Here is an 11,868-nt window from a genome sequence, read left to right on the forward strand (position 1 = left end):
GGCCAGAGCCCGTTCTCGTGGACAAAGCCAGCAATGAGAGAACGCACGGCCTCCTCGGCGAACACCAATGTTGGGCCGTCCACGAACACCTTGACTATTGCCCCACCGGGGTGGACTGCCACGACACGGTCGAGGAGATCGACCTCCATGCCGTCTGGACCCTCGATCGCCTCCACGGCATCGAAGCCTTGATCGAACAGGGCAAGAGCCCCCGTCCGGTGCAGGGGATCCATCTCCGGCTTTCCCGCAGGAACGGAGGTATCTACGGTCACGACGTACACCACGCCGCTAGCGTGCCAGGCAGACGCGTGCTGCGCGGCAGAGCTCCGAGAACTGCACGTAGCCAGGCGCGCGTTATGTGTGGAGGGCGTCACTGATGAAACCGCACTTCGGCGGTGGCGTACGACTCCATCAGGTGCAAAACACCGGTCTCGTACGTGGCGGCTGCAGCGCCGAGCACGACCTCGAAGGCCCGTGTGGCGGCGGTCCGCACCTCGTTCAGCGGCTCGTCGGGCCCGAGATCAAAACTGAGCCCACGGCTTGACACAAAGGGGAGCCATGAGCGGATGCCGGTGATAGACAGCTACCGGCGCAGTTGGCCGAGTCGACTGTGGGCCAACCTCCGATACGACAGAGTGCGTCATCAGGCGCCGGCATGGACGTGTGCGGCCCACACCGAGGGCAGGTTCGGATACTTCGTCCTGAGCTGCCTGACCGTGCGATGGACCGCCGCCGACGCGCGCAACGCACCGGATCGATCCGCGATCAACTCGCCGTAGATCTGCTGACTGAAGGCTGGCGCCACGGCGTCGTCGACGCGCCAGAGTGTGCCGACTACCTGGGAAAAACCGGCTATCTGAAAAGCCGCCAACGGGTGGATCGCCTCGTCGGACAGGCGCGCGGTGGTGCGGGCCGTGTCGCAGGCCGACAGGAAAGCGAACTCCGCGTTCCGCAGGCGCAGCCCGGAAATGTCCAACACCCGAAACGGCGTGTGATCGTGGTCGTGCAGCGCGAGGTGGCTGTCCGAAGGGTTGTCCGGGTCGCTGTACCCGTGGCAGGCGAAGTGCGCCCAGCCACTGGCCGGCAATGCGTCGAGAACTGCGTCACGAGTCGCGTCCGCGCCGACCAGGAGCGTGGCGCCGGGTATGAGAGCGGCCAGGTGGTCGGCTTCGGCCTGTGCGCCGGGCAGGTCCGGGGCGTCCGGGGTGTGCGGCATCGCGACCACCAGCAGCCGCGGCTCGTTCCGGTCGTCGCGGCGGCCCGCGCGGGCGTGCCCCAGGGCGCGGATCGTCGGCGTCGTCGAGGAGATGACGCGGTCGAGGAGCACAGGTCCGCCGTCGCGGTGGTGGCCCGCCGCGTGCAGCGGGAGCAGGCTGAGCGATCCGACCGGGGCCCACCAGATCCTTGGCCACGGACCATCCACCGCCGGTTCCGCCGTCAGCCCCAGTTCGCTCAGCACAGGGCCCACGACGGTGTCCCACAGCCACTCGAGCGTGTCATGGATCGCCTGCTCGGCGATCAGCCGCCCTTCCGTGAACGCGGTGTGCAGAGCGCGTACGCGGTGGCTCACGGTCTCTTCGCTCAGACCGTCCAGCGCGCGTGACCGGACCCCGTCCGCAGTGATGATCAGCGCGTCACACCGGTGCCGGCTGACGTTGATGTACACGATCGGGCCCTCGTGCGCCTGCGCGGTGAGGTCGGTGAGCAGCGGCGGTTGTAGGAACCGCTTCATCCCGGGCAGCGCACGGATCCGGTCGGTCACCGTGTCGAGCTCGTCGGCGAGGGCCACGCGGTCGCTCGTGGTGTCGGTTTCGAACTCCGCGGTGAGCGTCCGGAAGCGCTCGGCCAGCTCGGGTGCCTGCTCGCGCAGACCGGAAAGATCGCTGCGGCTGTCGAGTGCCTGGGCAGCGAGCACGCAGCGCCCGGATTCAAGCAGGGTCACCGCGCTCACCTCGTCGCCGACGGCCAGCGCGCACGCAGCCGCGTCGGCGGCAACCCCGGCGAACCGGCCGAGCCAGTACTGGGCGTCCTCGCGGCCCAGGCGGCGCCCGGCAAGCCGGGGCAGCAGCCGGACCGCGGCGGCGTACCCCTCAGCGGCCACGTCGAACTGCCCCGCCTCGGCTGACAGACCGCCCCACCGGTCCGCCGCTTCCGCCCGACTCGCCGTCGGCGATCCGGCAGACGCCGCGGCCTCCCGATAGCAGCCGAGTGCCTCGGCCAGCGCGTCGCCGTCGCCGAGGTGCCGGAAGCCGAGCGCCAGGACGTCGGCGACGCGGGTCAGTGAACTCGCCCGCCAATAGGCGTCCTGCTCGGGCCTCCGCGCCGCACTCCGGGCCAGGCCGACCGCCTCGGCGAGCACCTGCGGATCCGGCGGCTCCCGTCGCGCGACGGCGGGTGCGACGGGGTCCGTGCACCAGTCGCCGAGCGCAGCGGCCAAACTCGAGGTGTACCGGGGCCAGTGCGGGCTGTCCTCCGCAGTCGCGGCCACGGACGCGCGCCGCGCGGCGATGGCGTCCCGCAACGCGTTCCGGTCGCCGAACTTCTCGTACGCCATCTCCAGCACACCGCCGAGATTGGCCAGCCGCACTGCCCGGTCCGGGTCGCCGTCCGCCGTCACATCCGTGGCCGCGCGGTGCGCGTCGATCGCCTCGTCGAGCACGCTCGCCTCGCCCGTCCTGGCGAAACAGTCGGACAGCATGGCGCCAAGGTTGGAGAGCCGCTGGGCCTGCCCGGGGACGAGGCTCGCGCCGAGGCGGACGGACTCCCGCGCGCGGTCGACCGCCTCTGACAGAACCTGCAGTTCGCCGGTCACCCGGAACCGGGTGTGCAGCACGGCGGCGAGGATCTCGAGTAAATACGGGTGGCGGTCCTGCCCTGCGGTGACCTCGGCGGCACGGCGAGCAACGTCGATCGCGTCTACGACGTGAGCCAGCTCTCCGGTTGCATGGAACAACGCGTGCAGGTTGACGGCGAGGTTGCCCATGAACTGGACCCGCCGCGGATTCCCCGCGGATGTGCACGCGACCGCCTCCCGCTCGATCATGACGGCCTCCGCGAGCGCGACGCGGTCCCCGAACGCTTCACCGCGGGTGGCCAGCGCCGCAGCGAAGTGGTCCAGCCGCACGCCGCGGCGTGGGTGCCCGGCGGGGGTTGCCGCCGCCACCGAGCGTCCCAGCTCGATCGCCCGCTCGAGCAGGGCCGAGTCCCGGGTCAGCTCGAACTCGGCGGCGTAGCGGCCGCACGCTTCGGCTTCGGTGTCGGCACGTTCCCAGTCGGGGGTCCCTTTCGGGCCCTCGCCGGTGAGCGCGGCCCAGTCTCGTTCCGTGGTCGTCAGCTCGACGAGGTTCTGCGAGTGCCGCGGATCGGTGACCGGGGTGTGGGCCACCAGCGTCTGCCGGACCCGAAGCAGTTCGGACAGATCATCCCGCGCTCCGCGAGCCTGGTAGCGGTCGTCGAGAAGGTACGCGAGGTTCTTCAACCGGTCGAGCACGTCGGACGACCCGGCCGGCGTGAGCTCCACCGCTCGCCGCGCGGCGTCGACAGCCTCCTCCACGACACCGGTCTCCCCGGTCTCATGGGACCAGTCGCGCAGGACCACGGCGAGGAAGTGCAGACTCCTCGCGGTCAGCACGTCATCGGGGGAGCACTCGACGGCGGCCCGCGCGTGCTCCACTGCTTCCGCCAGGGAGGCGAGGTCCTTCGTCACAGTGAACGCCGTCCGCAGCGCGACAATGAGGTTACCCAGGTAGAACGCCTTCTCCGTGGACGGTTCCTCGTCAACGGCCGTCCGGCTCCACTCCAGCGCGTCGGCCAGGGTTCCGCGGTCCTGGTTCTGCCGGAACGCGGTATGCAGCAGCATGCCGATGTTGTTGGCGTAGCTGGCCGAGTCCTCCGGGCTTTCGTATGCCAGGAAGTAAGCCTCCGTGACAACGCGGACGGCTTCCTGCAGGAACTCGAAGTCGCCGGTCTGGTGGTAGCGGGACTGCAGCAGGCCCCCGAGATTGGACAGGACCAAGCGGCGCTCGGCCACGTCCTCCGCGGCCAGCACGGCACGGCCGAGGTCGATCGCCTTCTCGACCGACGCGGGGTCCGCGCTGTGCCGGGCCACGTGGAACGCCTCCCAGAACCGCTCGGCCAGGCCGTTCACGGGCCCGCCTCCCACCCGTCAGTCCTCGTTGCCGTTCGAGGTGCCAGCCGGGCCGCCAGGCGCCTCATCCGGCTCGGCGACCGTGCGTTTCGGGGTATAGCCGCGTTCCCCGGCCTCCTGCAGCAGTGCCAACTCTTCAGGCGAAAGATCGGGTTCCGGCGGGGGCACGGGTTCGTGCGCCATTATCGCTCCTCCTCCGGCACGGTCACCGGCTCTCCGGGTTCGACGAACTCCAGCACGTCAAAGTCATCCGCCCGCAGCCGCAGGCCCGCCGTCCCACGCACGCGCGCGCCGAACGCCCCGTCGGCACCCATCACGCGCGCCGATTCGAGGTACAGCTCGGCCGGGTGGGGGTACGAGGAAGCGTACGACCGGTTCCCGTACCAGCCGCCCGCCCAGTTGCCGTCCTTGAGCCGCACGCGCACGAAGCATGGTTCGCGGTCGCGGAATGCGTGGTCCCAGGCGCTGGGCGTGCGCAGGAACCGAGCCTTGCGCCGCTGCCGATCCACCAGGGAAACGGTGACCGCCGCCATGGCCGGCACGACGAGGAACAGCACCACGGCGACGAAGCCGACCACTCGCGGCCGGTCCACGAAGCCGTCCCAGCCGCCGCCGGCGCCTCGAGCCAGGCGAACCAGCGCTGGCCCCGCCACCACTGCGTACAGGGCGTCCAGCGCGATCGACGCGACGATCGCCCGCAACACCCGCTCACCCAGATCACGCTCACCCGGCACCGGACCACGGCGGCGTTCCCGGACGAACTGATAGGTGACCCCGGGCAGCACCAGAAGGACGAGCAGAGCGAGTTGCACGACGGTCGCAGGCGCCTGCACTCACCACCCCCATGTCTCAGGACTCCGCTCGATCAGGCTACTGGCTTGCGTCTCCGCGGTCGGCGGAACACCCCTTTCCGCGGCTACTGCGAGGCAGCGGGCCAGCCTCGGCGACGGCGGTCCGCATGAGCCTGTTGCTCTGCGGGACGGGGCTCTGTCCTACGGCCGCGCGGACGTAGCCGACGACGGCTGGGGCCGATGGGGTTCGCCGTAGGGAGGACGCGGCCGTCATCGGGTGTCCACCTGCTCATGGTCGGGACGGCCCAGAGGGCGCCATGAGTAGAACGGCAGGCTGCGGTCGCAGGGCTCTTGCTTGACCCAGCAGATCAGTGGGGCGCGTTTGCCGACGGCTTCGACGCCGTCGTCGGGGACGGCCGACACTGGAAAAGTCGGGTACGTGGCAGCGCCGGGGATCACCGCCTGCCGTCACGTCGGAGGGCTACCTGAAGGCGTGGAACGCGACGATCCCCTGCCACCACACCCGCCGATGCCCCTGCGGCCATTCCGCGCCGCTTTCCAGTACACACTGGCCCGCATACCCGCCGTCGCGAACCGTGGCTGCGGGCGATCTACGACCGCGGGTACTGACCTGCCCGGACGCCTACGCGTGCCAGACCGGGCGGGGCTCGCGGGCGTGATGTGCGGGGGCATCATCCCGTCACGCGCAGCGGATTTACGCCCGCGGTCGAAGGCTCAGAGCCACCCCCGCCGCGCCGCCGCCAGCCCCGTCTGGAAACGGGTGGACGCGCCAAGTTCGGTCATCAGGCGGTGGATGCGCCGCTGCGTGGTCCGGGCGCTCCAGCCCTGCGTGCGGGCGATCGCCGCGTCCGTGAGCCCCGAAGCCAGCAGGCTGATCAGGGCCAGGGTCTCGGCATCCGGCTGCCCCGGCTGCCCCGTTTCCGCCGAAGTCGTGGGCGCCGCCTCCCCCAGCGGGATCGCCCGCTCCCACTGCGCCTCGAAGAGCGACTGCAGGGCCACCAGCATCGGCGACGGATGGATCAGGTACGCCGCGGACTGGCCGCCCGGCGCCAGGCTGAACGGGATGATCGCCGCCCGGCTGTCGCTGATCACCAGCTTCAACGGCAACTCCGGCCGCATCCGGGCCTGTTCCCCGGCCCGCATGCTCGGCATGATGTCGTCCTGCAGCCTGCCGGGCCAAGCCACCGCCTCACGGTCGTAGATCACCCGGTGGGTCACCCCGGTCCGCTGCCGCTCCAGCTGGCCATCAAGGTTGCTGCCGGGCCGGTCGACGTACGGAGGGCGGTCGAAGGCGCACACCTCGCGGCGCGCCCCGGTCGTCAGCCGGTGCACCGCCTTGCTGATGTCCTCGCGGTCCGTGAGCAGTTCCGCGGCCATGTCCGGGTGGCTGATCCTGGCCGCCTCCCGGTGCGTCTCGACCAGCCGCTGCACCTGCGCCCGCGCCTCGCCGAGCTGCTGCTCCCGTTCGTGGATCAGCGCGCCGACCGCGACATCGGGAGCCGTGGCCGAGAATCTCGGCGGCCGACCCGCGCTGCGCACCGCCAGGCCGTCCCTGACCAGGCCGGACAGCAGCTTCCCCGCCGCGGGCGCGGCCAGGCCGCACGCGGCGGCGACCTCCGCCGCCGTGCACCGCGGCATTCCCACCAGCGCCGTATATACGCGCTCCGCGTCCGCCGTGAACCCCAGAACGTTAAAATCCATGCCCTCTCCCACACCTCCGTGGCACCAACCGGCCACCTGGCGGAGGTAGGCCACCTTTCCCACCTTGCGTCTCGTCCGCCGCACTTGACATCTTCCAGCAACGAGCGCGCTGCCCTGCGTTGAGGTGGGCGTCAGCGCGCCACGGTGTGTCCCCCCGCACACCCTCGCCCCGCTGAAAAGGTGTCCCATGTCGCGTGCCCATCCGCACGGAAGACGGCGGCTCGGTGCCGTGTCCGTCACATCCGTCGTGTTCCTGGCCCTCACCGCCGCGCTCCCGGCCTCCGCCGCTCCCGCTCCCGCTCCCGCTCCCGCTCCCGCTCCCGCTCCTACCAGCCGTACGCCTCTCGGCGACGCGTCGCCGCAGAAGGTGCCGCCCGCCCAGCGCGCCGGCGTCGTCCCGGGCCAGGTGCTGGTGACCCTCTCCCCGCAGACCGCCGTGACCGGCCGCAAGCTGCCGGGCAACAGGGCACAGGCCCATTCCCCCGGGACCAGCAGCGCCGCCGTGAACGAGAAGCTGAACGCGGTCGGGGCCACCTCGCTCCAGCCGCTCCTCCCTTCCCTGTCGGCCGTGGCCACCGAGTCGATGACCACATCGGCTCGCACGCGCCTGGGCGATGACGCCGCCGACCTGTCGCGCACCTACGTCGTACGGACCGGGAACCGCGACTCCGCCGCCGTCGCCCGCGCACTCCAGGGCACGCCGGGGATCACCCACGCCGAGCCGAACCGCTACGTGAACACGCTGAACACCGGCGGGCAGCCACTGCCCGCCACCGTGAAGGCGTCCGCGGAGCACGCACCACCGGCAGCGCCGAGTGCCTCCCCCATCCCCACCAACTTCGCCCTCACCGACTCCGCCCAGGCCTTCCTCAACGCCGGCGGCGTCAACGCGGTGGGCGCCTTCGGCATCCTCCAGGGCCGCTACGGGCAGCAGCCCGGCGCCGGCCGCACCATCACCAACGTCTCCATCGGCGACCTGACCGACCAGGCCATGGCCGACGCCGGTGACCCCTACGTGCAGGGCCACGGTCCGACCACCGTGCTCAAGGACGGTCAGCGCTACCTCGACCTCCCCTCGATGCCGCTGATCCCCGCCTACGTCGCGGCTCCCGACGGAACCCTCAGCGGTTCGGCGTCCACCAAGGACCAGGACCCCGGCCTCGGCGAAGTCCTCCTCGACTTCAGCGTCATGGCGCCCCTGGCCCACGACCGGCAGCGCCCCGACCGGACCGGAAGCGACTACACCGACCTGCTCGGTGTCGCCCCAGGCGCCGAATACCGCCTCGTCGTCCCGCAGCAGCCGACGATGGACCAGATCGCGACCGCGCTCCTGGCCGCCGCCCACCAGTCCCCCAAGCCGGACGTCATTACGGCCAGCCTCGGCTTCGGCACCGACGCCCAGGGCTTCCCGGGACGCTACCTCGAGGACGACCCGTACATCCGGTCCGTGGTCGCCTCGATCGTCCAGAAGGACCACGTCGTGGTGGTGATCTCCTCCAACGACGGAACCCGCCTGTACACCCCGGCCGCCGTCGGCCCCGACGGCGGCAGCACGCCCACCGACACCGCGAGGAACGACAAGAACGGCAAGGAAGCCACCGACATCGACGACGTGGCCTACTCCACCACCCCGTCGCGCGTCCCCGACAGCGGCGCGATAGCCGCCGGCGGCACCACCCTGGACGACACCCTCGCCTCCCGGACCGGGCCCGCCACCACCGCCGAGACCCGGATCAGCGGCTTCGGCACCTTCTCCTCCGGCTTCGGCGCCCGTATCGACCTCTCGGCGCCCAGCGACAACATCGTCGCCTTCACCCACACCGAGCGGGGCGACGCGCAGTCCGTCACCCCCGTCCTCAACGGCGGTACGTCCGCGTCCGCACCCGAGATCGCGGCGGCCGCCGCCGTGGTGCTCCAGGCCGCCGGTCTGGCCGGACACCACCTGACGCCCGCGCAGGTACGGGACGTGCTGAAGCGGACCGGCCGTGAGGTCGCCACCCCGGCGCAGATCGACCGCGAGCTCAACGTCGGCCGGCAGATCGACGTCACCGCCGCCGTCGAGGACGTCCTCGGGCACCACGGCAGCGCTACCGCAACCGTTCGGCTGTCGGTCGCCCACCGGGTCACCAACGCCAGCCTGGGCGGTCAGTTCCTGGAGACGACCGACCCCAACCGCATCGACCTCGGCGACATGGCCTCCGGCGGCAACGGCATGGGCCTGGTGGGCCCGGTCACCTTCGCCGGTGACGTCACCGGCCTCCCCAAGGGCGCCAGCCCCACGTACACGCTCACCGTGGGCGCGCGGACCTGGCGGTCCGCCACCCCGGCGATCCGGGTGACGCCGACGGAACTGCTGAACGCCGCCGGACTCCCCGTGGTCTCCGACTCCGACCGCACGATCACCGCCACCTACCGCGTACAGATCGGCGGCCGGACCCAGGCCACCGTGCGCCGCACCCTCACCGTCGGTCCCAGCGACGGCCGTTACGTGGAGAGCACCGCGCCCAAGACGCCCGCGGTGGTGAAGGCCGGCCATGCGGTCACCGTCACCTACGACCTGACCGGCGTCGCCAAGCTCAACGACCCGCAGCTCGTCGTGTCCACCGTCGGCCACTGGAACCCCGCCCTCGCGCCCCTGTTCAGCGCCGCGTGGCACCAGGCCCTGACGGCCACTTCCGGGACGGTCACCATCCCCGCCGACGCGTTCGGCGCCGGAGGTGGCCTCTACGGCATCGGCATCGCCCAGTCCGGCTTCGGGGGCAACCCCAGCCTGACCACCTACGGGGAGTTCGCGCCGGTCCGCGTCGATGGCGGAACCGCCGAGCAGCGCCCGCAGGCACCGCTGGTCACCGGGCAGGACGGCATCCCCGCGCACAGCACCCAGGTCACCCGTGCCAAGGCCGGCTTCGCCGTCCGGTACGACGTGCGCGACGTGCCGGGGGCGAAGTACGCGCAGGTGGAGTTCGCGGCGCCCGCCCCGACGCTCCACAACTCGCTGAACACCTTCACCAACGCCAACGGCACGGCCCTCGACGACAACGGCGTCGACGCGCCCTCCACAGCCCACCGTGTCCTGCCCGCCACCAAGGGTGGCATCGACCTCGACGCCCTGCGGCTGGGCCTGTCCTCCTCCACTGTCTACGGCGTGCGCGTCATGGCCCTCGACAGCAAGCACCAGGTCATCGGCCAGGCGTCTCCCGTCTCGACCATCGAGGTCGACGACGGCGTCGCCCCGGCCGGAAGCACGGTGCTGTCCTTCGCCGCCGCGGGCGACGACTCGGTCGCCGCACTGCGGACCGTCTCCGGTGCCACCGAGATCCGCCACTACTCCACCAGGACCGGCGTCTACGGCCCGGTCATCGCCTCGGACAGCGGCGACGGATCGGAGTACGAGGTCCTCGGCGTGGCCCCCGCCACGCACCGCGCCCTTGCGGTGCACCAGGCGGAGCCCGGCGGCGATGTGCAGGTGGAGACCTGGAACACCGCCACCGGCACCCTCGTCGGGCGGACCACGCTCGCGGCGGCCGACTACCGCTTCGTCGTCGGACGCGTCGACGCCGCCCGCGCCCGCGGCGCGCTGCTGCTGCGGGCGGTCTCCGACAACACCGACCTGGTGCTGCCCGTCGACCTCGCGAACGGCACCACGCAGGACCCCATCCCTGCCGACCTGCCGGGCGTCGCCAAGGGCTCGTACAGCCTGCTGGACGTCGACTCCTCCACCGGGGACGTCTATCTGGCCAAGGGTGCCCCCATCGCCCTCTGCCTGGGCGGCGTGCAGATCCCGCGCGTGGACACGCAGACCCGCAGCGTGACGCTCGTGGGGACCATGTCCGGTTGTAGCAACGGCTTCGGCTCCGACGGCGCGGGCACGCTCTACAACCTGTCGGCCACCGCGATCAGCACCAAGATCGTCCCGACCAGCGTCCTCGGCTCGCTCGACGTGGCGACCGGCGAGACGGACGACCCTGTGGCCGTGCGGCGCGGCCCCGCCACGGGGATGGCCGTGGACGGCGCGAACGGGCTCGCGGTGGCGGCGTTCACGGCGCCGGAGGGCACGAGCTACGCGGGCTCCGGCACCGCCGTCGTCGCGGACAACAACGCCACCGGTCAGATGCTCGTCATCGACGTGACGACCGGGGAGGTGGTGCGGACGCTGTCCGGTTTCCAGATCGGTGGACACGGCGGTCCCCTGGTCCACGGCGGTGTGATGAACTCCGTCCAGCTGGACCCGGCGACCCGCACGGGCTGGACGTACGGGGCCTACGACGGCCAGATCCGCCAGTTCTCCTACTGAGCGCACGGCGGTTCGGGGCGGGAAGCGGTCACCGCTTCCCGCCCCCGTGGCGCGCCTGTACCGAATCGCAACCATGGACACAAGCTCCTGTGCACCCTCCGCAGTGCTGCGGGAGTAGTGGAAGGCGAGCGGTGTACCGACCCAGGAGGAGACTCGAGTTGTCCGGAATCAGAAGTGCCTCGATAGCGGCCGCACTGCTGGGCTGCACCCTGTTGCTGACGGGGTGCTCCGATTCCTCCGGGCCCGGGTCCGACTCCGCCGCGGGCGGGACCGCTTCGCCCTCCGCGGAGTCCTCCGCCACCGCGGACGCCTCCGCCGAGCTTTCTCCTTCGGCCACTCCGTCGTCCTCCGGCGCCGTCACCTCGCCGTCGCACAGTTCCACCGCCCCGGCCAAGGCCCCGCAGGCGCCCGTCTCCGTCCCCGGCTGCCGCAATCTGGCCGTCAGCCGCGAGGTCAAGGCCGCCGTGACGCGGGGCTACGAACCCGCTTTCCCGCGCTTCGAGCACATCGCGCCGGTACCGCACCGGTTCTTCTACGGTCAGTGCGGCACCGTCCGCTACGCCGCGACCCCCTTCGATCCCACCTCCGGCGCAAGCGAGGGGGAGCTCGTGGGCCTGCAGGACGAGGGCAGCGCGATGAAGTACTTCCGCAGCACCTCCGGGAGCGAGTGGACCTACGTCGCCAGCGACGGCTTCCCCGCGGGCCCGCACGGCTGCGGCGACATCCCGCAGATCCCGCGGGCCCTGGCCACGGCCTGGAGGAACTGCGCCGTCGCGGAATGAGGTGCGCCGCCGCGCGGGTCGCGCGGAGCGGCGCTGGGGATCACCGACGCGCGCGCACGCCGCTCGACGCGTGCGCCGCGTCGGCATGATCGGGCCGACTCCGCTGCACAGAACCCGGCCCTGTCCCGTGGT

At 71.6% G+C, this 11,868-nt stretch carries 6 protein-coding genes; 2 read left to right on the forward strand and 4 right to left on the reverse strand.

All coding sequences use genetic code 11. From position 1 onward, the window contains the following. Positions 1 to 643: 643 nt before the first annotated feature. From PV410_RS34210 to PV410_RS34225, 4 genes are all read right to left on the reverse strand, one after another. Positions 644 to 4,147: a CHAT domain-containing protein gene (locus tag PV410_RS34210; RefSeq protein ID WP_500329755.1), complete on the reverse strand. Its 3,504-nt coding sequence runs from the start codon at positions 4,145 to 4,147 to the stop codon at positions 644 to 646. An 18-nt stretch (positions 4,148 to 4,165) separates the two neighbouring features. After that, positions 4,166 to 4,330: a hypothetical protein gene (locus tag PV410_RS34215; RefSeq protein ID WP_500329757.1), complete on the reverse strand. Its 165-nt coding sequence runs from the start codon at positions 4,328 to 4,330 to the stop codon at positions 4,166 to 4,168. Continuing rightward, positions 4,330 to 4,959 (reverse strand): DUF6338 family protein, encoded by a 630-nt coding sequence (locus tag PV410_RS34220; protein WP_500329758.1) that lies wholly within the window; start codon positions 4,957 to 4,959, stop codon positions 4,330 to 4,332. Before PV410_RS34220 ends, PV410_RS34215 begins: the two co-directional genes overlap by 1 nt. Positions 4,960 to 5,673: 714 nt before the next feature. Further along, positions 5,674 to 6,660 carry a helix-turn-helix domain-containing protein gene (locus PV410_RS34225; RefSeq protein WP_500329760.1) on the reverse strand — a complete coding sequence of 329 codons (987 nt, stop codon included), beginning with the start codon at positions 6,658 to 6,660 and terminating at the stop codon, positions 5,674 to 5,676. 229 nt (positions 6,661 to 6,889) lie between these two features. On the opposite strand from PV410_RS34225, the gene PV410_RS34230 reads away from it, so the two are divergent. Both PV410_RS34230 and PV410_RS34235 read left to right on the forward strand, forming a co-directional pair. Then, the gene (locus PV410_RS34230) at positions 6,890 to 10,954 is read left to right on the forward strand and encodes a S8 family serine peptidase (protein ID WP_500329761.1); all 4,065 of its coding nucleotides are present in this window, start codon (positions 6,890 to 6,892) and stop codon (positions 10,952 to 10,954) included. Between the two features lie 158 nt (positions 10,955 to 11,112). Continuing rightward, the gene (locus PV410_RS34235; protein WP_500329763.1) at positions 11,113 to 11,736 is read left to right on the forward strand and encodes a hypothetical protein; all 624 of its coding nucleotides are present in this window, start codon (positions 11,113 to 11,115) and stop codon (positions 11,734 to 11,736) included. The last annotated feature ends 132 nt before the right edge of the window (positions 11,737 to 11,868 follow it).

The organism is Streptomyces sp. PA03-5A (assembly GCF_033792725.1).
Taxonomy (GTDB): domain Bacteria; phylum Actinomycetota; class Actinomycetes; order Streptomycetales; family Streptomycetaceae; genus Actinacidiphila.